At 58.1% G+C, this 26,342-nt stretch carries 17 protein-coding genes; 4 read left to right on the top strand and 13 right to left on the bottom strand.

Features of this window, described 5'->3' with window-relative positions:
* Window positions 1-2: 2 nt before the first annotated feature.
* Window positions 3-644: a 4Fe-4S dicluster domain-containing protein gene (locus GFC01_RS00965; protein ID WP_243137128.1), complete on the bottom strand. Its 642-nt coding sequence runs from the start codon at window positions 642-644 to the stop codon at window positions 3-5.
* Window positions 641-3,631: an FAD-dependent oxidoreductase gene (locus GFC01_RS19650; RefSeq protein ID WP_279233415.1), complete on the bottom strand. Its 2,991-nt coding sequence runs from the start codon at window positions 3,629-3,631 to the stop codon at window positions 641-643. Before GFC01_RS19650 ends, GFC01_RS00965 begins: the two co-directional genes overlap by 4 nt.
* A gap of 286 nt (window positions 3,632-3,917) precedes the next feature.
* Between GFC01_RS19650 and GFC01_RS00955 the strand changes: the two genes are divergently transcribed.
* Window positions 3,918-4,178, top strand: a complete 261-nt coding sequence (locus tag GFC01_RS00955) for a 4Fe-4S dicluster domain-containing protein (RefSeq protein WP_152944782.1) — start codon at window positions 3,918-3,920, stop codon at window positions 4,176-4,178.
* A gap of 175 nt (window positions 4,179-4,353) precedes the next feature.
* Here the strand turns inward: GFC01_RS00955 and GFC01_RS00950 are convergent, their stop codons facing one another.
* Window positions 4,354-4,722: a hypothetical protein gene (locus GFC01_RS00950; protein WP_152944781.1), complete on the bottom strand. Its 369-nt coding sequence runs from the start codon at window positions 4,720-4,722 to the stop codon at window positions 4,354-4,356.
* 384 nt (window positions 4,723-5,106) lie between these two features.
* Between GFC01_RS00950 and GFC01_RS00945 the strand changes: the two genes are divergently transcribed.
* The 3 genes from GFC01_RS00945 (at window position 5,107) to GFC01_RS19645 (ending at window position 7,309) form a co-directional block, all read left to right on the top strand.
* The gene (locus GFC01_RS00945; RefSeq protein WP_152944780.1) at window positions 5,107-5,484 is read left to right on the top strand and encodes a hypothetical protein; all 378 of its coding nucleotides are present in this window, start codon (window positions 5,107-5,109) and stop codon (window positions 5,482-5,484) included.
* A 296-nt stretch (window positions 5,485-5,780) separates the two neighbouring features.
* A complete protein-coding gene (locus GFC01_RS00940; RefSeq protein WP_243137126.1) occupies window positions 5,781-6,995 on the top strand; it encodes a glycosyltransferase family 2 protein in 1,215 nt (404 codons plus the stop codon).
* Window positions 6,996-7,180: 185 nt separating this feature from the next.
* On the top strand, window positions 7,181-7,309 hold the full coding sequence (locus tag GFC01_RS19645) for a hypothetical protein (protein ID WP_279233414.1): 129 nt from the start codon (window positions 7,181-7,183) through the stop codon (window positions 7,307-7,309).
* Between the two features lie 124 nt (window positions 7,310-7,433).
* Here GFC01_RS19645 and GFC01_RS00935 read toward each other — a convergent pair whose 3' ends face one another.
* From GFC01_RS00935 to GFC01_RS00890, 10 genes are all read right to left on the bottom strand, one after another.
* Window positions 7,434-8,198: a lipase family protein gene (locus GFC01_RS00935; RefSeq protein WP_152944779.1), complete on the bottom strand. Its 765-nt coding sequence runs from the start codon at window positions 8,196-8,198 to the stop codon at window positions 7,434-7,436.
* A gap of 205 nt (window positions 8,199-8,403) precedes the next feature.
* Window positions 8,404-9,030, bottom strand: coding sequence for a flavodoxin family protein (locus tag GFC01_RS00930; RefSeq protein WP_152944778.1), 627 nt, complete (start codon window positions 9,028-9,030; stop codon window positions 8,404-8,406).
* A gap of 91 nt (window positions 9,031-9,121) precedes the next feature.
* Window positions 9,122-9,781: a TerC family protein gene (locus GFC01_RS00925; RefSeq protein WP_152944777.1), complete on the bottom strand. Its 660-nt coding sequence runs from the start codon at window positions 9,779-9,781 to the stop codon at window positions 9,122-9,124.
* Between the two features lie 129 nt (window positions 9,782-9,910).
* Window positions 9,911-11,539, bottom strand: a complete 1,629-nt coding sequence (locus tag GFC01_RS00920) for a DUF4127 family protein (protein ID WP_194174735.1) — start codon at window positions 11,537-11,539, stop codon at window positions 9,911-9,913.
* Between the two features lie 484 nt (window positions 11,540-12,023).
* Window positions 12,024-12,197 carry an Ada metal-binding domain-containing protein gene (locus GFC01_RS00915; protein ID WP_152944775.1) on the bottom strand — a complete coding sequence of 58 codons (174 nt, stop codon included), beginning with the start codon at window positions 12,195-12,197 and terminating at the stop codon, window positions 12,024-12,026.
* Between the two features lie 33 nt (window positions 12,198-12,230).
* A complete protein-coding gene (locus GFC01_RS00910) occupies window positions 12,231-12,461 on the bottom strand; it encodes a thermonuclease family protein (RefSeq protein WP_423244353.1) in 231 nt (76 codons plus the stop codon).
* Between the two features lie 40 nt (window positions 12,462-12,501).
* A complete protein-coding gene (locus tag GFC01_RS00905) occupies window positions 12,502-13,824 on the bottom strand; it encodes a hypothetical protein (protein WP_152944773.1) in 1,323 nt (440 codons plus the stop codon).
* A 581-nt stretch (window positions 13,825-14,405) separates the two neighbouring features.
* Window positions 14,406-18,386 carry an Eco57I restriction-modification methylase domain-containing protein gene (locus GFC01_RS00900; RefSeq protein ID WP_152944772.1) on the bottom strand — a complete coding sequence of 1,327 codons (3,981 nt, stop codon included), beginning with the start codon at window positions 18,384-18,386 and terminating at the stop codon, window positions 14,406-14,408.
* A 1-nt stretch (window position 18,387) separates the two neighbouring features.
* The gene (locus tag GFC01_RS00895; protein WP_341473677.1) at window positions 18,388-21,243 is read right to left on the bottom strand and encodes a helicase-related protein; all 2,856 of its coding nucleotides are present in this window, start codon (window positions 21,241-21,243) and stop codon (window positions 18,388-18,390) included.
* Entirely contained in the window at window positions 21,240-26,324 is a 5,085-nt protein-coding gene (locus GFC01_RS00890; RefSeq protein ID WP_207707563.1) for a DEAD/DEAH box helicase, read from the bottom strand. Before GFC01_RS00890 ends, GFC01_RS00895 begins: the two co-directional genes overlap by 4 nt.
* Window positions 26,325-26,342 lie beyond the last annotated feature (18 nt).

Here is a 26,342-nt window from a genome sequence, read left to right as displayed (position 1 = left end):
CCTTACCCCTTTAATGTGGTAGAGTTATCGGCAAAAACTCCTGGAGGGGGAGCGTCTGCTGAAGCGGCGACATCCATAGTAAAGGGCCGCCGGGCCATGGCGCTCCGGAAGATATCCCTTATCTTCTTCCGGTCCCGCACCCTTGCCGGCAGAAGGTGGAATTTTCCCTTCCGGAACAGGCGCACGCCGATATTCAGGTCGTTGAACAGTTCGCCGGTCTTAATTTTATAGCGGGCCAGCATCAACGGCTCGTGTACCCGGCCGTGGGCACGCACCGAACCGAGAAACTCCTGGTGAAACAAACGGATTTTGCGTGCCTTATCCACCAGTGCCCGCCCATGGCCCATTTCCCGCAAAACGTCCATGACCCTGCCGATACTGATGCCGTTGGGACAGCGGCTGCCGCAGGTCTCGCAGCCAACGCACAACCAGATGGCCTGACTATCCAGAACCGCATCCAGCTGCCCGCACTGCAAAAGCACCATCACCTCATTGGGCTTGTAATCCATGGCCCCGGCCATGGGGCAGCCGGAGGAACATTTGCCGCACTGATAGCAAAGCTGCACCGGCTGGCCGCTTTCCAGGGCCAGGCGGCTGGCCAGACCCGGTTCAACCACCATCGTTCCGTTCTCCGTAACAGTCATAACAACCCCCCCTTTACCATACCCGTAAAGAATTCATCCCGGTAACCCAGGAGCTGGATGGCCTTATTGGGACACTCCCCGGCACAAACACCACAACCGCGGCACAAAACGGGTTCAATGACCGCCACATGATCCACTATTTTAGGCACGGAAAAGGCGCACAGGCGCACACAGGTTAAACAGGCCGCACATTTTTCCGGATCAACCCTGGCCACCGCCGCCCCGGACCGCAGCTTTTTCCTGCTCAGTACGGTGGCGGCACGGGCGGCGGCAGCCCGGGCCTGGGTGACACTTTCTTCCACATTTTTGGGTCCGTGGGCCATGCCGCAGACAAAGACGCCGGCGGCGGGAAAATCCACCGGCCGCAGCTTTAAATGGGCTTCCAGGAAAAAGCCGTCTTCATTCAGCGGCACTTTAAACAAACGGGAGAGGGTATGGTTGTCTTCCCCGGGAATGATGCCCGTGGCCAGGGCCACCAGATCTGCCCGGACCGATACCTTTGTTCCCGGCACCCCGCCCGTGGCCGTTACCGCCAGCCCCTGTTCATCCATGCTTTCCACCACCGGTCCGTCCGGATCGTCGTAACGGATAAAAACCACCCCCCGGTCCCGGGCTTCCCGGTAATATTGCTCCAGAAAACCGTAGGTCATCATGTCCCGGTAGAAAACAAAAATATTTAAACGGGGATGTTCATTAACCAGCCGCAGGATCAGGCGGATGGCGGTTCCGCAGCATACCCGGCTGCAGTAGGGACTGCGGTCATTGCGGGTGCCGGCGCACTGGATGAAAACCAGGTTGCGTACCATATCCAGGGGTAAATCGCCGCAGGCCATTTTTTCCTCCAGTTCCATGATGGTCAGCACCCGGTGATCCCGGCCGTATAAAAAACCCTCCTGTTTGTTCTCCCCGGCCCCCGTGGCCAGCACCACCACCCCATGCTTCACCACCACACCGGTGCTCAAGCGGGTGTGGAAATTGCCCACACAACCGTCGACCTCTTCAATCCGGCAACCCCTGTGGACGGTGATGCCCGGGTGGGCGGTCACCCGGTTCACCAGGTCCTCCAGCAGATCCCGTACGTCCTCCCCTTTCAACCCGTAATAAAGCCGCCGGCCGTTCCCTCCCAGGCTTTCCGCCTTTTCCACCAGATGCACCGGAAAACCCTGTTGGGCCAGATCCAGGGCACAGGTCATGCCGGCAATGCCACCGCCCACCACCAGGGCGGCCGGTTCCACCGTCACCTCAATCTCCGTCAGCGGTTCCAGCCGGGCCACCTTCTCTACCGCCATCCTCACCAGGTCCATGGATTTGGCCGTGGCCCTTTCCGGCTCGGCCATATGGGCCCAGGAGCAGTGCTCCCGAATGTTGGCCATCTCAAAGAGGTAGCGGTTCAGCCCGCTCCGCTGCAGCAGGTTCTGAAAGAGGGGCCGGTGGGTGCGGGGACTGCAGGCGGCCACCACCACCCGGTTCAGCCGGTATGCGGCAATGGCCTTTTCCATGGCCGCCAGGCTGTCCTGGGCGCAACTGTAGGAAAATACCGTTGAGTGGATCACATGGGGGAGGCCGCCGGCTCCTTTGGCCACCCGGCCCACGTCCACCACCCGGCTGATATTTCCCCCGCAGCGGCAAACAAAGACGCCAATCCGCGGCTCTTCACCCCGCACATCCCGCTCCTCCACCACCTCTTCCCCAGTCCGGGAAGCGGGGCCCAGCAGGGCAGCGGCGGCCCCGGCGGCGGCGCTGGCCTGGGTCACCGTATCCGGTATATCCCGGGGGCCGGCAAAGGTTCCGGCCACAAAAACACCCCCCCGGGATGTTTCCACCCCGGAATAAAAGCCGGGTTCACAGAAGCCCAGATCGTTTAAGGCCAGCCCCAGCCGCCGGGCCAGGGGAAAGGGCGGCGCCTGCAGCCCCAGGGACAAAACCACCAGGTCGAACTGTTCCTGAACAACGGTCCCGTTTCCGTTCAGATACCTGACCCGCATATCGTTGCTCCCATCGCCGGCCTGCTTGATCTCCGAGGGCCGGCTGCGTACAAAACGGATACCCATATCCCTGGCCCGGCGGTAATATCTTTCGAAACCCTTCCCGTAGGCGCGCATATCCTGGTAAAAGACGGTCAGTTCCACCGGGTGGCTGCTGCTCTCCATCACCACCATGGCCTGTTTAATGGCATACATGCAGCAGACCGCCGAACACAAATTGCGGTTCAGGGAGTCATCCCGGGAGCCGGCGCACTGGATCCAGGCCATTTTTCGAATTTCCTTCTCGTCGGAAGGCCGGATCAACCGCCCCTGATAGGGCCCGGTAGAACTGATCAGCCGTTCAAACTCCAGGGCGGTCAGCACACCGGGATAAAGCTGCGCATAGCGATAAGACTCCAGGCGGGCCGGGTCGATTAAACGGGCGCCAGGGCTTAAAATTACCGCCCCCACCGGCAGTTCCACTTCTTCATCCACCGCCTCCAGGGTCACCGCCCCGGCCCCGCAGGTTTCCACGCAGGTTTGGCAATTGATGCAATTTTCCCGGTCCACTGTGTAGCTGTTGGGAAAGGCCTGGGGATAAGGCTTGTAAATGGCCCGGCGCCCGTTCAATTCCTGGTTGAACCGGTCATCCACATGTACCGGGCATTCAACGGCACAATCACCGCACCCCTTGCAGAGGGCATCGTCAACGCCCCGGGGCCTTAATTTCACCCTCACCTGAAAGTCCCCGGGCTCCCCCTGCACATCCAGTACGTCGGCACAGGTGAACACCGTTATACCCGGATGCCTGCCGCATTCCACCAGTTTGGGCGAAAGGATGCACATGGAACAATCGTTGGTGGGAAAGGTGCGTCCCAGCATGGGCATGGTCCCGCCGATGGCCGGGGATTCCTCCGCCAGATATACATGGTAGCCCATTTCCGCCAGATCCAGGGACGCTTGAATTCCGGCCACCCCCCCGCCCACCACCAGCACCGCCTTTTTCTTTTCCCTGGCTTTCAACCGTCAGCACCCCCGTACCAGACAAAATTGTATACAGAATGCTCCTATAATGAAGGAGGCCAGGAACCCTGGCCTGTTTGGTCGTATATTTGTAAATTGTAGCGTTAAGCAGACCATTAGTATACCTTTTGCTGGCGAAGGGCGGTTTTTGCCTCCCCAAAGTTTATTTTCACTTTGCGAGCTGCCGTGCCTTTCCGACGACCGTTCACGGAAAAAAGATTGCTGCCGGGGCACAATTCTGATAAGTTAGTTAAATAAAATTTTGCAGGAAGCGGAGTGGGGAAAATTGAAGGCTTTGCAATATGATCTGGCCAGAGGTTCCATCACCCTGTACCCGGGGCTATGCAAGGGCTGTGGTTTCTGTATAGTCAAATGCCCCCGGGAATGCATCACCTGGTCCGAAGTGCTGGGGGTATACGGTACGCCCACGGTACAGGTGGACGGGGACAAATGCATTTTGTGCCAGTCCTGCGCCCAGATATGTCCCGACTGTGCCATAACTGTGACCTATATACCCAAACCCAGGCGAAAAAAAAGGCTGTTTTAGCCGGCAAATGCCCGGCAAACAGTCGCCGGGAGTGAGAGACCTGGCCGGAAAAAACGGCTGGCCCGGCGGGGGACAGCCGTTTTTATTACTGCAGTCACGGTGGCATTATTGTTACTGTTTTCCTTTAAAGCAGGTTCCGGAACGCCAAATTTTTATCGGTCATAATGATCTTTTCCTACCATCTCCTGACCATTTCTTCCGGTGCTTCCGCCCGGCAGGGCAGGTTGGCCTGAATGGTCACCACCACCCGGTCGCCGGACCCATTCTCCACGCGGAGCCGGAATTTGTCCTGTTTCAGGGTATAATGCCAGACGGTTTCCCCTTCCAGCACTTCCATGGAACCGGTGGTGGACCACCCTTCCCGGTCGCGGGGTTCCTGAATTTGTACGTCGGCCGTACCGGTGGACTGGATGCGCAGGGCAATATTCAGAATATCGTTTTCCAGCGTTTCTGAAGTGGCCGTGCTGCCGGGGGCCAATGCCAAATCCTTGAACACCGTCACCACCCTGGGCCGGCAGTATGGTACAGTAGCTGGTTCGACCATTTTTTGATCACCTCCGTCATAGTATTTCGCCGGAGGACAACCCCTATCCTTCACGGGCAACCCCTGCCCGGGACCTTTCTTCTACAAAATTGTTGCTCAAATCCCCTTAATTCGAAGCAGGATTTATAACCATGAAGGACTAATTATTTTTGGAGACAATGGAAAAAGTATATAAAGGCTTTAATCCGTAAGCAGGTTATAGCGGCGAAGGGTTTTGGAAATAATGATCCAGAAATCCGTACGGTAAACAAGCCGGCATTACCCCATTCCGGCAAGAACCGGACTGCTCAGTCCGACGACCGGCGGCTATTTTGAAGGAGTAACCCCTGGGGACGTTCGTTCCCTTTATAAAGCATGAAATATCTGAGGAGCAGGTGGAATTAAATGGCGGCAAAGGTCTATTCTTTCCCCAGCCGGGAAGACCAGCAGGTTATCCAGACAGCCGTGCAAGTTTTTTTGAAAAGCCAGACCGGCCGCGCCCGGGATACCATGCTCAAAACCGTCCGGGCGGTACTGGATCGCTATCACATCTCCAAATTCTCATTCCCGGATTATGTGGTGGAAGCCACCCGCATGCCCGGATATGCCGTGGTGCGGGCGCGCAAGTATGTCACCGGTATGGTCTGCCCCCAGTGCGGTGAACAATTGTACGGGATTTCCAGCAAAGTGCGCATTTTAAGTGTCCAGGAACACCGGGACTACCACCTGGTTACCTACGGGTGCCGCTGCGGCAAGGTTTTTGCCAAGCCCGAACAATGTTAGGCCGCCCGCTTCCTTCCCATCCCCGGCAGGGGATTTTTCGCTGTAACCGGCCCGCGGCGGCCGGCCGCGGCGCCCATTATAAAAAATACCCATTTCCTCCTTGTCTTCCGGAGCGTTTTGCGTTACAATTTTAGTCGATAGTTACCACGGGCACATTTTTCTGGACAGGGAGGTTAAATTTAAAAGGGCAGGTGTTGCTTCCAAGAGCAGGCCGTTGTTTTTAATCTGTTCCAGAAAAAATGGAGATAATATCAGGGACTGTACGTCCCCAAAATTAACTCCGGGAGAAGTGAAAGATGGGAGAACTGGTGATAATGGAAGGCATTGTCATAGTTTTACAGGTTTTGCTAACCGGGTTTACCCTGTACTACATAGGCATTTCCTTCTTTTCCTTTTTCCGCCGCCGGGAGAATTATACCACTCCACCGGCGGCTACCTTTGCCGTAGTTGTGGCCGCCCATAACGAAGAAAAGGTGATCGGCGAGCTGGTAAAAAGCATTTTCCGCATGGATTACCCCCGCAATCTTTACGAGGTCTTTGTCATTGCAGACAACTGCACGGATCATACCGCCGCCATAGCGGCTAAAGAAGGCGCCACAGTCATCAAGCGGTTCAATGACCGGGAAAAGGGGAAAGGATACGCCCTGGAATACGGTTTCCAACAAATCTTCAGGCTGAAACGTAATTTTGACGCCATCGTCGTGCTGGATGCGGACAACCTTATCTCGCCCAATTTCTTGAACATCATGAACCACCGCCTGGCGCGAGGGGAAAAAATCATCCAGGGCTACCTGGCCACCAAAAACCCCAACGATACCTGGATAACCCGGTCCATTTACGTAGGCTACCTGATCACCAACCGTTTCTGGCAGCTGGCCAAGTACAACCTGGGCCTGACCTGCGCCCTGGGGGGCACGGGTATGTGCATCGCCAGCGATGTTTTGCAAAAATTCGGCTGGGGCATGACCTCCCTGACCGAAGATCTGGAGTTTCAAACCAAGGCCCTTTTCTGCGGATTGAAGGTCAGCTGGGCGCACGATGCCGTGGTGTATGATGAAAAGCCCCTGACCATGAAACAGTCCTGGCGCCAGCGGCAGCGCTGGATGCAGGGCCACTGCAACGTGGCCAGCAGGTACTTTTTCAAGCTCGTCTGGCAGGGCCTGGTCCAGAAGGATTTTCGCAAAATCGACGGCGCCATTTACCTGATGCAACCTTACTTCACCATGCTCATGGGCGTGGGGTTGCTGTATTCCATCGTAAACTGGCAGCAGGTGAACTGGTGGTGGTTTCTGAGCGGCTTTATCTTCCAGTATTTTTATCTGGGGCTGGCGCTGTTCCTGGAAAGGGCCCACCCGCGGGCATACCTGTGGCTGCTGTACTACCCGTTCTTTACCATGACGTGGATTCCCATTACCTTTGCCGGCTTCATTCACCGGAACAACAAGGTGTGGAGCCATACCAAGCATGTACGCAGTATCTCTTACGAACAGCTGCGCGGTCAAACCCAATAGGTTTCACAGCAAGCCATATGGCCAGCACCCCCGTCGGGGGGTTTTTCTTTTTTTAATCATGCCCGGCCCCACGGCACACCCTTATTGCCCCGGAGCTTTTCTTTTTTAAAATCATCTCTCCCCGGTAACACTGACCTGTCAAATAACGTATTATAGAACAGGAAATGGAAAGGAGGAATCGACCCATGCCGAGTGTGGATAGCATGGAAGTAAAATCCAGAGCCACCACTCCGCTGGAATTTGCCCTGGGTGTGGTGGTGGCCATTCTGGGCCTGTTTGTACTTATTGCCGGCATTCTGGTGGTTATCTTTTAAACATGGCATTACCCCTCCGGCACAACTTTTCACGGGCTGTTGGGGACTGAAGGGATTTTCCGGCAGGACCGGTCACCCGCAGGGATGGCCGGTTTTGTCTTTAGTAAATGCCCGGCCCTTTGTTTTAAAGCCGCTTTTTTAACGCACCGGCAATGATCCTGATGCTTTCCGGATGGGTGAAATAGGCGTGATGGCCCCGGATGGGATTGATGCGGTCAACCACAAATTCCAGGTGTTCGTCCAAACCCCGGACGACCCGGGGCACCGCGTGGGGCCAGGCGATGTCCACCAGGCCGGCCACATTGGTCCAGTAACCCACTGCCGGACGCAGGCTGTAATCCGCCCGCCGGGCAACCTCCCGCCGGAACCAGTAAAGGGGATTACCCAGCATGACCAGGTGGGCCACCCGGGCGGCCAGGGGCGGGCTGGCCTGCAGGGCGCAATAACAAACCAGGGCCCCCAGGCTGTACCCCAGCAAATGCACCGGACCGCCGGCAGTGAGGATGGCCTGGTAAACCCGCCAGTTCACGGCCTGGTAGACGGTATCCACATACAAATAAGCATAAATATCGCCAAAGTTATCCACCAAAAAATCCACCAGCCGGCCCAACGGCACCCTGGTCGATGAATGGATGCCGGTATATTCCGCTGCCAGTTCACCCTGGGCTTCCGCCCTGACGGCCGACAGAAAACGCTGCCGCCCTTCCGCCATCTCCGGCCGGCGGGCCGGATGGGGTACCAGATCATAATAATAAACCCCGGCGAAGTCACCCGGGGAGACAGCGGCCCCCTGGGCGCACAATTCTTTCTGCAGTGTTGCGGCCCAATCCCGCCAGTAATCCCGGCGGGGGTCGTGACCCATGCCGTGCACAAATAAAATCCTTCCCACGGTCCCATCCCCTTTGCCATGTTTCTCTGCCACATTTTATGTAACCGGGAAAGGATTTTGCCCTTAATTTACCGGCGCAGGCGCCGCGTTATCCCGCTTTATGGATAAAAAACCACAGGTTCCGGGATACCGGCAGGCGGTACCCGGAACCTGTGCACCCCCGTGAGCGGCAGATCGATTTCACCCAAACCTGCACCCTTGAAAGCTATCCATTACCCAGCCTTTTAATCATTTCCACCATATTCCGGCCCAAACGGCGGCATTCTTCCATGGCCAGGGTGTCTTCATGCACTCCTTTTTTCCAGGATGGCCTGCCCTCCCGCAGATCGTTAAACATGGTGCCCATGGCGCCGCCGTTGTAAATACCCCCTTCCTGGTTGCGGGTATCCACCACAAAGAGCCCCTGGGCGGCCAGGAAGCGGTTCATGATATTCAGGGCCTGCTCCTGCCCGCCGTTGCGCAGGCCGGCGTGGGTCACCGCTCCCCCCACCTTGCCGTGCAACATGTTCTTTGCCATGTGCATCCAGCGGGTGCGGTCGATAAAATTCTTCATCAGCCCGGTTACATTGGCCCAGTACACCGGGGAACCCAGCACTATGCCGTCGGCGGCCAGCATTTTCTCCCCAAGCTTGGCCATGTCATCGTCTTTTATGGAACATTCCGTCTTTCCCAGACAACGGTTACAGGCCTGGCAGGGCTTGATTTGATAATCGGTCAGTTCCACCAGTTCCGTTTCCGCCCCGGCCCGGGCCGCTTCCTCCAGCACCGCCTGCAGCATGGCGGCCGTATTTTTCCCCTTGCGGTGACTGCCGTTGATGGCCAGGATCTTCATTACCATTCCTCCCCTGTTTCAGCTAAAGATTTAAACAGTTTATTAAATTTCGCCCCGTCCACCCCAAATCCTTTTTTATGCGGGGCCTGTCCTACTGGAATTCCTCCCGGCGGCGGGCCCAGAGGTGACCCACCAGAACCACCGCACCGGCCAGTGCCACGGGGAAAACCCTCCCCGGTACGCCAGTGCCCAGATAAGGATGGACAAACCGGTCTTTCAAGATCATCTCCCCGGCGGTCCAGCCCAGGATGGCTGCGCCCACATCCACCGTCAGGGGCAGCCGTTTTAATATTTTGATAATTAAACTGGAGCCGGCAACCACAATGGGAACGCTCAAAGCCAGACCGAAAATCAGCAGCCAGAGGTTGCCCCGGGCGGCTGCCGCCACCCCCAGCACATTATCAAGACTCATCACAAAATCGGCCATAACGATGGTTTTCACGGCATCCCAGAAACACCCCGCTTCATAAACATTCTCTTCACCGCTATCTTCCAGAAGCAGTTTTAGGGCTATCCAGACCAGCAGCAGGCCGCCCACCAGCTGCAAAAAGGGTATTTTTAAAAGATAGACGGCGGCCACGGTCAGCACCACCCGCAGGGCCACGGCGCCAAAAGTGCCCCAGAAAACGGCCTTTTTCTGATCCACTGCGGGCAGGCAGCGGCAGGCCATGGCAATGACCAGGGCATTGTCGCCGCTTAATACCAGGTTGATAATCACAATGCTGAAAACCGCCGCAATAAAAGTGAACAAAACCGTCCCCCCGCCACGGAAGTTAAAAAAGCCTGTTTTCAAGCACCATCACAATATTTATCTGCAAAACCCGGTCAGGCTATTCCCGGCAGGGCAAATGTCCGGTCAACACGGGGCCACGGACCGGTACTAATGGCGCAACCCCGGTTCCACATCCCCGGGCGGCGGCAGTTCTATGGTCAGTGAGAGATCAAACAGCCGGTGCCAGGGCAGGTCCACCCCGCTCACCCGCACCCGCCCGCCAAAGTCCCGCAGATTTTCACCGGCAAACCGGTTCAGCCGGCTTAAAATATCCTGTTTCACCTCCGCTTCCAGCCACGTAACCAGCCGGGTGGACGCACCCCTTTCGCCCAGGAACCTTCCGGTCAGTTGGGGCCGGATCACGGCCTGATATCCCCAGTCTTCCAGCAGCCTGGTGAGCAGGGCTTTTTTATGCTCCTCCCGCCAGCCGGGGGGTGAATCGTGTCCGGCCGCATAGCTGTACAACATGCCCTGGGCCAGGGAGAGACCGATGGTATTGCCGGCGGTATTCCATCCGGAATAGCCGGCCAGACGGGACAGAACCCCCCTGCCCGCCAGGTCTGTCATCAGCCCGCTGTCCGCCCCGTTGGCATAGGCCACATCGGCCAGCGCCACGTCCCGCCCTTTCCGGACAAGGTTCTCCAGCCAGCCGGCCAGACGCCGGTTGTAATTGCGGGGATCCTGGCGGGCCGCCTCCCCCACGGCCCCCTCCGGGGTATTGACCACCAGCAAAAGGTCGGCCGCCTCCCGGACATTTACCAGTATCCCTCCAGCCGAAAGCACATGCTGTGCCACATTTTCCCCAAGGGGTATATCCTCGTAAAGGGGCACAATCCTTTCCCCGCCGGGGGTACCGTATTCCACATACACCCGGGGAGTATAATCATTCAACCGGTTGACCGCCCGGATCAATAAGACCACCCCGCACTCATCCAGCCCGGCAAAGGAATAAACCCGGCCGGCGATGTGGCGGGCGGCAATTTCCTGCTCCAGGTGCCTCTGCTCCATGCGGGTAAAACCAAAGGGCGCGCTGTCGTCCCGGCCGATGACCAGGGTGTCGATAACCCCTTCCTCGACCAGTTCCAGCACTTCCACCGTCAGGCGGTGGTTCAGGGTCCGCCGCCCCACATAGTCATTCCAGAATTCTTCCGGCACCTTTCCTTTGAGTGCGGCCAACTCCCCCCTTTCCCCGTCACCGGCTACACCCGCCTGCAGCCTGTCCATCAGCCGGGCAATGTGAAAAATATCGGCCCCGTACCGGCCGTAATAGGGGGGCTCTTCCGCATCTGTATTATACTGGGGCGTCCTCATGATGGATATAAAGGCATAAACGGGTCCGCGGACGCGTTTTTTAAGTTCTTTAATTTTCTGCACCCTGGTTTTGAGGGTTTCTTCCCCGTAGTTGTGGGTGCGGGAAGGCACCAGCCCGCCGTAAAGAAGGGTGTCCAGGGATAGAACCACGGCATCCGCCCCGCCGGCATTCTTTTCTGCCCAGGTCCAGAGCTGCTCCACCCCATTACCGTTCCCGGCGGCGGACAGCATCTCCCGGGGCGGCATCATCAGCTGCACGCCCGCTATTTTCCCCAACTGCCGGACAAAACCGGTATTGACCGGCCTGTCGTCCAGGGGAACGAAGAGAATTTTGTGGGGGGAGGGGGCACCCCCTGCCAGGGCGGGAGGAACCAGCAGCAGGCACAGGAGCAGGATGGCTGAAATATGCGCTGTAAAGCGGGACACTGACCGCCGCCACAAACACGCCCCGTCCCGGAACCCGCAGGAGGAGGATTTTTCCGAAGCGCAAGGCTTACTTTCCTTCGGGAACCGCCTGTTAATCATTCGTGGTGCCGCCCACCGGCGGCATGGGGAGCTCCTCTGAAAAATTTTTACCGGCCCCTTTCCGACAAATTCTACAAAAACTATTTTAAGGTACCGGGGCCGGTACTACAAGAGGGAAACAACGTCCTGCAGACGCCATTTGCCACCGCCCTGTTTATGACATAAATTCCGCCGGTTGATGGTGTTTCAAAGCGGATTAAAAAAAGGCGGCTACATCACAACCGCTGAAAGCATCATGATACAGCCAGACGAAACAGCCGATACGCCGGATTTAAAGAACCGGGAAGAAGGTCCTTCTCATCTTTCATCACCGCCCTTTCAGCAAATTTGAAGTTCCAGCCGGTCAATCAATAGACATGGCTTATTTTTATCCGAAGTTTAGGCTTTATGGCCGGCACACCTTGCAGGGCTGGTAGCCGGCGTTTACCGCTTCTTCCCGCGTATTAAACTCTACGCGGTTACTCGGACTTATTTTCTGAGCCCACTGGCAGTCCGGGTAATGGAACTTTTTCGAGTTGGAGTTACCTATGTATTTCCCTGCGCTGCCGGCTTTTACCATGAGGAGAAGGTACGGGAGCGGGTACCGCTGCCGTCACGGCCGCCGTCCCCACAGGCCCTTCTTCGCCTCCCGCGCTTCCCGCTGGAGCTTCGCGAAAAGATCGGCATACTTCACATTGGGCGGGACGGTCATCACCTGGGCGTAGCCGTTCAGGAGCAGTTCGGCGTTGTACATCCTGGCCCTTACTTCGGCCTCGCCGTCGTCCTTCGGTGGGGAAAGCCAGACATAGGCCAGCAGGCGGCCGTATTTGTCCCGCTCGGCCACGTCTTTCTCCAGCCATACCTTGCGGCCGTCTCCATTTCTCCTACAAAATCAAAAAGGCATCTTCAGGTGGGGTAATGCTGGAAACCATCATCTGCCCTGCCCCGGGTGTTGGAGCAAATACCACATGGTGCTGCACCCCCGGTATACGCTTAAACGTATACTCCATTGGCCCGTTTATATGTTCGTGAAATATTTGGCCCCTCTGAAACAGGTAAACCTCTCCGGTTGGCGAAAAATTATCATCGGCAACCAGGAACATTTTGGATTCTTCCTCGGAAATCTTGCCAAAAGGGATGGTAGCAGATAAAACATAGCCTGGCGGTACAAAACTTGCCCAGTTAACTTTGGCATTAGGATTACTAACAAAAGCAACTTCGTTTAACGGTAACATGGTTGACAAATCTTTTTCTACTGTAGGAACGGTTCTGGTCAGGAAAACCGCTGTTATGGATGAGTAATCGCTATTAAACTTGTTCATTAACCACCGCCGGGCGTTGGTTAGGGACACAGCCGGGGGTAGGCTAATCATAATCATGTTAATATTGTCCTGGTCTATGGTGTTGCTGTGCTTTTTTAAGTTTCTGGCAGCTCGGCGGATCAAATTCTCCAAGCGTTTCTGTTCGTCCTGTAAGTAGGGCGAACCGCAGATGAAAAGGATACTTATATCGTTGGGATAATAACAAAAATCTTTCATATCAATAGGCATATCCCAAATGCCCAAGAACCACCCCCCGATTTTGAAGCCAAACCTATTTTTATCACGGGAGTACAAGTTAATACAACCAATAATGTTTTTCCGTAACTCCAACCAATCTATCTGCTCTTCCAAATTTATCAGATGCAGAAAAACCTGAATGCCGTTTAAACCTATCTTTTTGCAATACTCTAGCAGTTCGTGATATAACACATCTGCATTTTCGTAAAACAGTCTCTCCTGGTCGGACATCAGCAGTTTTTTACAGGAAACACGTATGGTTTTCTTGTCAATATAGATGGCAAAATCGTAACCTGGTTTACTAACGTCGCAAAGTTCAACCAGTTGATTTCTATTATAAAACATGGCAGCCGAGATTATTTCGTATGATTGACTGATGATATCTATATTTTCATGGTTGTAGACGTGGTTTTTGAATTTATCAAACCAGCGGGCGTTCTTTTCATTTTGAAACTTTTGAATGGCATGGGCTAAAGTATAAAGCTCAATGGAAGAAAGGAAATCCTTCCTGTACCATAATTTTGTGATTACAGAGCTGTCTTCAGTCTGACTGTTTAACCATTCTGAACCCAAAAAGTTCTCCAAAAATGATATCCCTTGTTCAAAATCGCATTGGACTATGTGTCCTGGTATTTGTCTTCCCGTCATATATCCTCCTGGTATTTTATGTTATTTGATAAAATTATGCATCCTACCAAGGGTTTATGTAATATCACAAAAAGTTTTAAAAACTATGACCTGAGTTCGACAGTCTTTAGATTAACAAAAAGCGTGAACCCGCGCTACACAAGGGATAGAAGGCCACACCCAGGAAGAGGCGTGTTACTATGAGCTCCCTTATGTACCGGTCTTAATGCTATAAAATTTCGGAGGCTCTGAAACCTTAACGGCCCTAAAAATTTCCTTTTGTTCCCTGGTCAGTTCGGTACGCTGATATATCTCGCCGTTGGCCCCTTGAAACAGTCCGAGGTGGATTCTTTGCAACTCCTTTGCTCCTTTCTGATCTGGCGCCAGGAAAGACCTGTTCTGTTTTCCGCTATTCTGATCAAAAGGAGCGCCAGCCAGCAGAGCAATACATGGGATCTAACTCAGTCTTCCAGGCGATGGTATATGGGTCTTAACTCCAAGCCGACGCAAACCCATAAAATTCCATAATATTTCCATGCGATTTACCGGAAAGGTCATCCGGTAGGGGCTGTGTCGCAGCCTCGCGTTTATTGTTGCGGCCTTTACAGATTCAACCTCTCCCACGACTCCAGAACCAGGCGCCTGGTGCGGTATTCGCCGTACTGGCGCTCTTCTTTTTCTTTGAGCACGCGAAAAGTCTCGCCGGGGAAGTCGGGGCCAAAGACGTCCCTGGGGTCGAGGATGTAGCGCAGCTCGTCGCGGGTTAACCCGTAGAGCTTAGCGTAGTAGGCGTCGAGCTCGGCGCGGATGATGGCACGGCGCCCGGGGTCCCAGCGGAAGGGCGGGATCTCTTCGACGCCCGGTTGGGCCTCCAGTGCCCGGCCGCAGCATTCCTGCCAGCGGCGGGCAATTTCCTGGCGCAGCTCCCGCGGGCAATCCTGCCAGACCTCCCGCGCAAACGCCTCCAGGTCCCAGGCGGTGTAGACCAGCTCCAGCACGCGGGGGACGATGAAAAAGAGGTCGGACTCGGTATAGGCATCGGGCGGGAGGACGGGGAGTTGCCGTACAAAGTAAAAACTCATATTTGTGCCTGCTACCTTCTGACGCACAAAATAATCAAAAACCAGTGAGTTAAGATTCACTAATAAACACGAATTTAAACATGAGCTATAACGTTGTTCCGTCATAATTAAAAGGAGAAAAAGGCTATCCCCTACACCACTTCGTAGAATAATAGAAAAAATGCCCGTACGCTCATCATTCGCCCTGGCAACTCGTCGAAAACTTAATAACCAACCGCATTTCCACTGCTCTAGCCGCACCTCCACCTCTTCCTCACTCACCCAGTACCGCGGCAGGACGAAGTAATCCGGATCGGCGTAATCCTCTTCCCGCGGGGTGGGAAGGTGTGTGCTGGAGGTGTTTGGCGGCACGCCCTTATAGGTGCCGAAGCGGTGGTCGAACTGCCAGATCATTTTGGCCTCGTAGAGAGGTAGCCAGATCTCGTCCCCGCGCACGTAACAGAGGCCGTCGGGCCGGCCGAGGTCCCGGCCGCGCATGAGCACGTATCCCTGTTCCTCCAGCTCCTGCGTCGTACGGAAGAGGTGGCTGTCCGTAGACATATTAAATATACCCTGTTCAAAGGAAACTTTCCACGGGTTTTCCCCCGTGCGCTCGTTGACCAGCACTGGCACGCGCTGGTAGATCTTCTTCGTTAACTCCGCGTCCGCCATGGTGCGGAAGACGGGGCAGGTGCGGGTGTTGGGGTTAAAGAGGACCAATTCTTCCGGGCTCAACTCAAAGACGCGACGGCTGTCGTGCAAGTGATCGGTGTTGGTAAGGAAGAAAGCAAAGCGCGCCGGGGTTTTTTCTTCCCTTCTGCCCCGCATGGTGAGAAGGGAGAACTTATAGCGGCTATCTACAGCGGAGAAAATACCCTCCCGGTTTTCAAAGTCATAAAGGCTCACCAGCCGCCCGCTTTCCACCAGGTAGGCGAAGAAGTGCTTGTTGGTGTCGTCGGTGGCAATGCCCGTGGGCAGCACCACGCCGGCGCGGCCGCCCGGGCGGAGAAGCTGGGAGAAGAGCTCGGCAAAGACGCTGTAGGTGTTAATACGCCCACGTGCGGTCAGCGGGAAGCGGCCGCTGCCCCGCAAAAACTTGCTTGTGGCTTCAGCAGTATGCTTGGCACCCTGGTACTCCTGCCAAAGCGGGGGGTTCTCTTCAGGCAGCCTGTTGATCAAGCGCTGCCGCGCCGCCTTGTTTAAAGCACGTGCAACTTCTGGTGCCCACACAGCGAAGAATTCCTTTTCCTCAAGTTGTATTTGCTCCCACGGCGGGTTGCAGAGCACCACGTCAAAGCCGCCCTGGGCAAACACCTCGGGAAACTCCAGGGGCCAGTGGAAGAAGCGATGCTTTTGGGCCAGCTCCCAGGCTGTTCCCACCGCCCGCGGGTCGGGAGCACGGTTTTCCAGCTGGCGGAAAAGGGTATCGCTGGTGGGCACCCTGTTTTCCCGGACCGCTTCACTGCTGAGCTGGGCAAAAAAGGCAGCCGTCCAGAGGTGGCAGGCGGTCTGTTTTTGCCACCAGGTGCTCCCGCGCCGGCGCATGGCCCGGTAGAGCTCTGCCTTTTGGCGCACCTGTTCGAGGGTGTCGTCTGGTAGTAAGCTCAGCTTCCGGTGTTCGTCCGGCAACCGGCCGGTTTCCCCCTCCCAGGCAAAAGAAATTGGGTTTTCCCTTTCCTCCCGGTTTCTTCTTTTAAACGAGCGCGCGATGGCCTTTTCGTCCCCCGCCACAGCATCATATGCCTCGTCGGGAATGCCCCTGGCAAGCACGCTTTTGTCAAGCACCCCCACCAGGGAGTCGCCGCAGCGGATGCGGTGGTCGAGGAAGGTGAGGGGCTTGCCCGGTGCGTGCCCCTCAATCCACAGGGCCACCTGGCAGAGCTCTACGGCCATCGGGTTTTTGTCCACACCGTAGATGCAGTGGGCGATGACTTCCCGCACGGCCGACCTGACCTCTTCCGGCGCGGGCTCGTCCGCCTCGCTTGCGATGCGGGCCAGCTCCTGGCCCAGCCGCCGGGCCGCGGCCAAAAGGAAGTGGCCGGACCCGCAGGCGGGATCGCAGACCTTAATGGAGAGGAGGGCCGCTTTTTTCTCCTCCAGCGTGTGTTTGCCGGCCAATCTTTCCTGCATCACCGGAACCAGAGCGCTGGCCACCAGCTCCTCCACTAGGGCGCGCGGCGTATAGTAGGAGCCGGTGGACTTGCGCTCGGTGCCGGGGTCCAGGGCAAAATCCGGCAGGCCACCCTCTGTAAAAGTAATAACGGGGTGGAGGTCTAAAAGGCTCTCGTAGACGCTGCCCAGCTCCTCCACGTCTAATGCGGCGCAGTTCACCCGCCGCCATGGGGCGCGCTCGTTCTCCTTGTACATGGAGAGGTACCAGATGGCCTCCAGGAACGCCCGGTTGGTAAGATGGAGGTCGTTAAGGTCCCCCGTGGCCTGGTCCTCGAAGAGCGGCCCGTTGAGCGGGGGTAGCCCGAGTTTCTGCCCCAGGACACCTCTGGCCAGCAGGCGAAAGGTCACTTTGGCGCTTTCCCAGAGGTCGCCGTGGTCGGTATAGGCCCGCCGGTTCTCGCAAAGACGGCGCAGCCGGGCCACGCTGTAATATGCCCGGTAGTGCGCGTTGGTGGTAAGAAGCCCGCGCTCTTCGGCCACCATGAGGAAAAGGAGGCGGTAGATAAGGCGCAAAAGCTGCTGGTAGTACTCGGCAGCACCAAGCCGGTTCGTGTGCACTTTTTCCCGCAGGACCTCGTTGGAGGGGTGCTGCAGGAAGGCCCGGCCGAGGATCTTGATGGCCTCCTCCACGCCGTCCCGCAGGCGGTCGCGCACCCGGCTGCCCTGCTCCACGGTTTCAAGGTAGTAACGTTCCAGCCAGCAATCCGCAGCGCCGTCTTTCGGCAGGCGGGAGCGGTGGGCCAGCCGGTAAAAAAGGGAGAAGTCGGCAAAGTTCTTACCGGCCATCATCTCCCGTAGGTCAAATTCAATGTAGGCGGGCTGGGTGCGGCGCAGGTTATCCCGCAGGAGCCGCAAGGTGAAGCCGTTGGTCACCACGCCCCAGAGTTGCTCGGTGCGGTTTAAGTATTCTTGCACCAGGGAGTGCGGGGCCAGGCGCGGCCGTCCCGTTTCCGGGCGACGATCAAGGGAGAGCCGGCAGCCCACCACGTGCACCGGCAGCGCATCCTCGCCTGTGCCGGCGCGGTGGGAAATGGCGTAAGTCCTGCCCTCCACCGCGGCGGCGCGGGGTGTATAAACCAGCTCGTAACCCAAAAGACTCAGGAGGGGGATCACCCACTGGTCCCGGGTGACGGTGGTGGCCGGGTCGGCCTCCGGAAGGCGCTCCAGGCGGTGCTGGAAGGCCTGCCAGTGCTCCAGCGCCTCCTGCCAGGCGGCAGCTATCTCGTTTTCCAGGCGGCCGCTTTGTCCAAAATCGGCCGGCCTCTGACCGGGTGCCGCACCCTCGTATATGCGGTCCAGGAGGTCCGGGGCCAAAAGCCCCCCTTCCACCTTCAAGCAGGGAAAACGCATTTCACCACACCACCCCTTTGGGCACAGGTAACAAAATCAGGAGCCCCAGCAAATCGAGCGGAAACTGCGGCTGTACTGCCAGGCCCCGGCGGATCATGCGGGCAGCTGCCCGCACCCGGCGGTGCGCCTCAAGTACCCGCTGCGCCCGTTCCTTTGCCTTTGCTTCGAGGTGTGGCAAGAGATCGTCCCACCACTTTAGCACCTCGGCCAGCACCTCCCGCCGCTCCTGCTGGGATATTGGCGCATCTGGTGCGGCCTCAAGGAGAAGCTGGCGCGCCTCGTCGTCGCTAAGAAAATGGGGGTGCGCGGGATTATGCCCCTGCAGTCCCAGCACCAGAACTTCCTCGGCCAAAAGCGGCGGCCGGTCCGGCTGCTCCAGGAGGTGGCGCAGGCGCAGCAAAAGAAGTACCGTGCGCCGCCCCACCCTGGCGGTGCGCACCACGCCGCAACGCGCCGCCGGCGCTTGCCCCCCGCTGGCCTGGGCGCTCTCCAGGAGCCACTGGGCCAGGGCGCAGACAAAGGGATGATTCCTGCCCACCCATGCAGCGCCTTTGGGAGGAGGGGAAATAAAGCACACCCGCCAGGGATTGGCCGGCATGGCCTGGCTCACCAGGGGAGGAGGGCTGATCCCCGGGGGAACGGAAAGCACAAATGTGCCGCCGCGCGCAGCCTCCATGCCCAGGCCCAGGCGCCGGCAGGCGTTGACGACAAAGTGCCGCACGGCCTCCGGATCGCCCAGGATATCGTCGGTGGCGCGCAATTCCCGCTCCACCTCTTCGGGCTTGATGCCCTTCTGGGCAAAGCGGGTGCGGCTTTCTTTCTCCCGGCCGGCGGCCTCGTCCCAGCGGCGGTGGAAGTCCAGGACCGTGGTGTCCTCGAAAAGCGTGAGCTGGTAGTAACCGCGCCGGAGTTCCTCCCCGCGGGTAAAAAGGGCTTTTAACACGGCCTCCATCACGGATTCGCTGTCCACAGGCACGGGCACGGCCACACCGAGGCTCTTTCTAATTTCCGCCGCTTTGCGCAGAAGAACGTCCAGCACGGCGCCGTCCACAGGGTTGTCGCGGCCGTAAAACAAAACGGCGCGGATTTTCAGTGCCTGCTGCCCGAAGCGGTCTACCCGGCCCTCGCGCTGCTCCAGACGGTTGGGGTTCCAGGGCAGATCGTAATGGACTACAGCCGTAAAGTGCTCCTGGAGATCGATCCCCTCGCTGAGGCAGTCGGTGGCCACGAGCACGCGGGGCGAGCTTTTGGAAAGTTCTTCCACTTTCAGGCGGCGGTCCTCCTCGGGCAGGTTGCCGGTCACGGCCTCCACCGCAAGGTGCGGAAAGGCCGGTGCCAGCCTGCGCTTAAGTTCGGCGGCCACATACTGCGCCGTGGCGATGTAGCGGCACCAGATGATGGGGTAGTAACCCTCGCGCAGGAGCTGGGCCACAATTTCAGCACAGCGGGCCATTTTCGTATCGGCATCCGTAGCCTTTATATTTTCCGCCAGGCGGGCAAACTCGCGGAGCTTGCGGCGGCTGCTTTTTGAAAGATCCATTTCGCCCTGCTCGACCACATGGGAGGGCTCCACGTCCACGGGCTCTTCATCGACAGGATCGTAAACATAAGAAGCGTAAGCCACATCGTCCCTTTCCTCAGACGCCTTACGCTCTTCTGCCTGCCTGTGCAGCGCGGCCACAGCCGCAGCCGGGCTGGACATCACGCAGCGCAAAAGGGATAGGGCCGCCCAGTAGCGGATGCGCCGCCGCCAGCCGGAGAACGTCTCGCCCGTGCGCACCAGTTCCCGGCTGAAGTTATAGACCCGGTTGAAAAGTTCCCGGTAGGCCGGAGAAAGCATGTAGGTTTCCTCGCGGCTTTCGCGCTCCGGGAAGCAGGTTTCTTCCTCCAGCCACCTGACGATATCGGCCCGGCGGCGCTGCACAAAGTGGCGGGCCACTGCGGTGCGCTCCTCTCCGGTGAGCCGCTGGAAGCTAAGATTGGCAAAGGAGGGCCGCAGCAGGGCCAGCAGGGAGACAAAGGAGTCCTCGATCCCACTGTGGGGGGTGGCCGTTAAAAGCACCAGGTGCCTCCCGGGGTCGGCGGCCAGGGCACGCAAGAGATCGTGGCGTTGCTGCTGGGACCGCGAGGTTGTGCCCGGCTGGGCGGCGCCGTGGGCCTCGTCCACAATCACAAAAAACGGGCAGTGGGTGAGGAATTCGGGCCGGTGGCGGTCCGATTTGGCGTAATCAATGCTGACCACGATATGCCGGTAGTATTTAAAGATGCTGTGCTCTCCCGGTGGAAGCCCCCGTTCGAGGCGGCTGACCGTTCCGGAGCGGATCACTTCTGCTTCCAGATGGAATTTCTCCGCCAGCTCCTTCTGCCACTGCTCGCAGAGGTGCGGCGGGCAGAGCACGCAGATGCGGTCGATCTCGCCCCGGTCGAAAAGCTCGCGCGCTATGAGCAAAGCCTCGATGGTTTTGCCCACGCCCACATCATCGGCTATTAAGATCCGCACCGGGTCAAGCCGCAGGGCCATGAGCAGGGGCACGAACTGGTAGGCCCGCGGTCGCACCGAGATACGGCCCAGGGAGTGGAAAGGACCGGCACCATCGCGCAAAGCTAGCCGGGCGGCCTGCCATAGAAGCCCGGCGCCTACGGCGTCCCCGGCGTCCTCCGGCGCTGGCAGGGGAAAAGTCGCCGGCTCCACTTTTTCCAGGCCCGCTTCCACAAGGGGAAGGTAGATTCCGCAAGTCTCGCCGTCGTCACCAACCAGCGGCCGCAGGCGGATCACTTCCGGTCCGTCCGGCGGCAGCACCACCCACTCGCGCCCGCGGCAGCGCACGATGCTTCCCACGGCTGGCTGCCCATTCACCTGTTACTCCTCCCCTCGCCGAAGATGTCCGCATAGGCCCGGATCTGTTTCTCCAGGTCGCGGTCGTAGCGGATGACCATCACCCGGTAGCCAAGTTCCCTTAGCTGTGCGCGTACCGCCTCATCATGCTTTTGTTGCGCCGGTTCGTCGTGCACGGCCCCATCGCAGAAAACACAGACGTTGGGCGCGTAGAAAAAGTCGGGTACAGCAGGGTAATCGGCCAGGGGCTTTTGCGCTTCATCCGGCAGGCGCCGGCCGGTCTGGTAGAGGTGGTCAATAAACCGCCGCTCCAGCTCCGAGCGCGAGTCGGTGAGCGAACGGAGCCACCGGTAGTGCTCTTCGTAGCTACGCCCGGCTACCTCTAAGTGCGTACGGCTAACCGCCAGGCGCTCCAGCACCTCCCGCACCAGGTGCCGGTCTAAGAGCGGGTGGTCCAACTGGTTGGTATATGAGAGAAGACACTGGTAACACGCCCGGGCGCAACTCCCGCCTTCTCTGTCTGGCACGAAATGGCAGCGCTCCAGGGCCGCCCGGGCCACGGCTGCCAGGGCTACCGGGTCCTGCACCAGCTGCCTTAAGACCCCTACGCCCCCCTCGGCCGCCTCCCAGTAGAGGATGGCGCGGTGATCATCTTCACCAATGCGTTCAGAGACAAGTTCAGATTCCTCCACCTGGAAGACGATATCCATGCCCCGCTGGAGGGCATACTGCAGGGTGGCCATAAATTCCTCATTGCCCTGCCAGGCCGGGTCGAGGAAGTAGACCAGGAGGAGATTGGTGGTGTCCCATACCACCAAACGTACTACCTCGCGCCTGGCAGGAGCCTTTCCGGGCAATTCCTCATATTCTTCCTCTTCGAGACGGCTGACCCAGAACTCGCCGCGGTCCAGGTCTACGACAAAGTGCTCGCCGGGCGGGCGATGACGCCAGCCGTTGTTGAGGCGGTAGAGTGTGGCGGAAGGGCCGTAAACCAGCCGCAGGAGCTTATTTCCTGCCTCATCGTATACCACCGCCGAGAACCTGCGCATCTGGCCGCCGGGAGCCGGAGCAAAATGAAAGTGAGTGGTTATGTTGTAACCGCGGCGCACCCGCTCTTCCTCATCACAGGTGATGCGCTCGCGCCGCCTGGTGCGGACGTTGGGCATGTCGAGCAGCACAGCCACTTCGCTGGTATAGCCATCAAAACGCGTACCACAGTTGAGACAGAGATCTAAAGTTTCGTCTTTGTGGAAAAAACCGCACGCCTTGCAAAGTTTGGCCAGCCGCCGCCGCTGCTCGAGGCCCCCCGGCGAACGGATGATGCCCCGCACCTCATATTTAGCACCGTTGTGGTAGATGATGTTGTGGGGGCCAAACTCTCTTAAGGCAAGAAACCGCGGCCGCGTAATGTACTCACCTTCGCCCCGCGGAATATATGCCCGCAGGGGCAGGCGCGGGAAATTGTACCCGGGCAGGAAGCCTTCACTGGCCAGGTAACGGTAGGGGTAGAAGTCCGACTCCTCCTGGGCCTTAGTCTTGTTGAGGAGCAGGTTGCGCTGCCGGTTGGCCTCATCCATGAGGCGGCGGGCTTCCTCCTGGTCCTCCCGCCGGCGGGAGCGCAAGAACTTTTCCTGGGCGTTCACAAGCTGGTTCATGGCCGCCCGGTAGAGCTCCCGCCACCGCTCAAAGGCCTCGTCAAAGGCCCGGTCTGCGTAACGCAAGGTGTTTTCAAGCCACTCCTCGCCGTACCAGCCACTATCCGCTAACTCCGGGCCACAGGCTGCCAGGACCGCCCGCGCCTCCTCCAGGCATTCGCGCAGGCGCGATTCCGCCAGATGTACCTGGGCCCGCACCTCTTCTTTAAGGGGTAGTTCCGGTAATTTTTCTACGTCAATTACTTCGTCGAGGGAGTTGCCCAGGGCACAGCCGGTCCTGGCCAGCCAAATGGCATGCACGTGTGCCCGCACCAGGTCTTCGTTGCCGAGGTCGAGCTTGGGGCTGCGCACCGCACCGGCCACCATTAGCTCGCGGTGACGGAAGAAGTACTGGTCGTGAGCGCTGCGGGCCGCACAATAGGTGAGAACCAGGGCGGGGTCACCGCGGCGCCCGGCCCGGCCGCTGCGCTGGGCGTAGTTGGCCGGCGTGGGCGGCACGTTGCGCAAATGCACCACCCGCAGGTCGGCGATGTCAATACCCAGCTCCATTGTGGGAGAGCAGAAAAGGCACTTGAGGTCCCCCAGGCGGAAGCGATCCTCGCGCTCCTGCCGCTCTTCATAGGAGATTTGCGCCGTATGCTCGCGGCCCTCGATGTCCCGCAGGTACCGGGCGGCGCTTTGGTAAAAGTCGCGGAAAAAGGCATTCACCTTCCGCTGAACCTCAAGGTATGCCGGGCCCTCCAAGCGCCGGGTATGCACGGGGTCCGGAGGAGGCGGGGTGCCGTCGCCAGGTTTCCATACGAGACAACCGGCCTCCAGCTGGAGGTACTCTTCCCCCCTCTCCTGGAATCTAAAAAGAAGTCCCTGGGAGCAGAGGATGTTTACCAGCTGGAAAATAAACTCCCAGTATTCTTCTGGGGAAAGGTTCAGCTCCCGTCGCAGGTACCGGCCGATACGACTTTTTTCGCTCAGGCTTTTCTTATAAAACCCCTGGGGGGTGCCAACCAGCACAAAGCGCGTGGCCTGCCGGAACCAGTCTTCCTCCTCCCACCACTTCTCGTCGATGTCCTGGTCCACCCGCCGCCGCAGCTGTTGCTGATCGGTTTCCCGCAAGATGGGGGCGTTGATGGCCAGGTGCCGGCGGAAATAATCAAGAAAGCTCTTTACCAGGAAATAGCGCTTCTCCGGTTCAAGGGAAGCAAGGACCGGACAGTTGCACCAGCGCTCCCCATCAGCGCAGAGTTCACGCAATCCCAGGTATTGGATCTCCAGGAGGCCGCATTGCTCCAGGTTCGGCTGCACGATACGCCAGACGCGCTGCAGGTCTTCGTAAAGCCGGTACTCCACAAGATCGCGGAAGGTGCGCCACACCCTTTCCCCCATTCTACTTTCCGGGACAAGATGTGGATTTTTGGCCACCTCCGCCAGCCCAATGCCCAGGGCGGCCAGCACTTCCCCGGTCACGTTTTCGGGATGCAATTCGCCCTTGACTTCTAAAGCCCGATAAAGGGCGGCGCGCAAAAGGGAAATGCGCACGAAGTCATTGAAGTGTCCCGCCTGAAGGGAGGCATCCTGCCGGTTGTCGGTAAAGCTTAAGACTTTGCGCTCCCTATCCTCTATCCCGTGCTGGGCAGCTTGCAGCAACGCGGCCACACCCAGTACGGTGGTGGCACTGCCGCGCCCCTCGCTGGAGAGCCGCCCCAGCTTGCGGAATTCCCGATCCCGTTTGGTGTAAACCTCGCCGCAAGCAAGGCAGAGCCTGAAGGGCTTGGGCTGGAAAAACGCTTTTATGGCGTCCAAGACAGGTGCGGGGGCATAGGTACCATCTGGACGGACCCATATTTCACTGGGAACCGCCAACTGGTACTCACTTTTCTTCCTTCCGCGTTCGTCGAACCACTCGGGAGGCAGATGTTCGCTATCCGGAGCCCAGTCACCCACTTCTTCGGCCAGGACCAGGTACCCCGCCTTGACTTCACCCTCTGGATGGAAGAAGTCGCCCTCGGGTTCGCGGGGCAATAAACGCTCTTCCGCTTCGTGGAGCCACACGTCGTAATACGCCTGGCCGCACTGGCGGCAAAATTCCAGCGGAAAAAGAACACGCTTCTGCTCTTCTCCCGGGGCGTAATACTGGCCTTCCAGGGTCAGATGCCGGGTAGAGGGAGGTTCAAGGGTGGCGTAGACCGCCTGTCCCTGGCTGATAAACTGGTGGAGCTTCAAAGCAAATACGGGGTTGCCATCGCTAAGCTTGAGGCTGCTGCCCAAAAGAAGTGCTTTGCTCAAGTACCCACGGCAGCGCTCCTCATTAAGGCCCGTTTCCTGAGCAAGCTGCCGCGCCGCCTCAGTAAGGGTAACAGGCGTACAGCGCTCCGTGCCGCCGCCGGGTGCAACTTTAAAGCCGAGGTGGCGTTCAATCCACCAGGTCAGGGGGTGCTTTAAAAGTTCCTCGGTCGTTTCGGGCAAGGGACCTTCAAGTGCAGCCCGCAGATCTTCAGGGTCCACGTCCTTTAGCAGCGAAAGAGGCTGGAATTGTTCTTCAATCACATTGGAAGGGAGAACGGGAACACCAAAAATCTTGCTGGCAAAGTCGGCCACGGCCTGGCGACGCTCAAGAGGTCCTACACCCTCGCCGCTGACCATCGTGGCGCTGGTGCCGATGCAGACGAGATCGGGATTGCCGCACCGCTGGCGGAGGCGCCTGATGAGTAGGGCCACATCGGCCCCCTGCCGGCCGCGGTAGGTATGTAGCTCATCAAAAACCAGGAACTCTATGCCGGTCACGGTGCGGTCGACAAACCGCCGCTCGCGAGGCCGCACGAGGAATAACTCGAGCATCACATAATTGGTCAGGAGAATGTGGGGCGGTGCTTCCAGGATCTCTTTTCGCTTTTCTTCCCCTTCCTGGCCCGTGTATTTTTCAAAGCGGACCGGCAACGGCTGACCGGTACGCCGCTCAAAAGCTTTAGCCAGTTCCTCCAGAGCGGTGTACTGGGAATTGACCAGCGCATTCATGGGGTAGACGATTATGGCTCGCACCCGCGGCTGTGCAGGCTCGCTGCGCAGCACGGCATCAAAGATGGGAATGAAATAAGTCAGGGTCTTCCCAGAGCCAGTACCGCTTGTTACCACAAAGGGTTCGCGCCGCAGGGCGCACTCGATGGCCGCCTCCTGATGGCGGTAGAGAGTAATGGGACGCCTCTGCCGGTAATCATAAAAGATCTCCGCGCAGGCCGGGTGAAGCAGCCCCCTGCGGCAAAGGTCAGCCACCGAGGAACCCCGGGCGTAAAGGGAATTGAGCTGGAGAAGCGGTTCCGGCCAGAGGCCTTCATTAGTGAAAAGCTCTTCTTCCACCAGCTCCCTTATCCGCTCGTCGGCCATATTAAAAAAGCTCCGCACGTAATTCTGGTAATCGGCAAGTACGGAAGAAGCGTACTGAAAGATGCTCACTGCTGCTCCCCTTTCATT

It is taken from the genome of Desulfofundulus thermobenzoicus (genome assembly GCF_009428905.1).
Taxonomy (GTDB): domain Bacteria; phylum Bacillota; class Desulfotomaculia; order Desulfotomaculales; family Desulfovirgulaceae; genus Desulfofundulus_A; species Desulfofundulus_A thermobenzoicus.
Note: the sequence above shows the minus strand (reverse complement) of the source record. Positions and strands in the feature narration are given on the sequence as shown.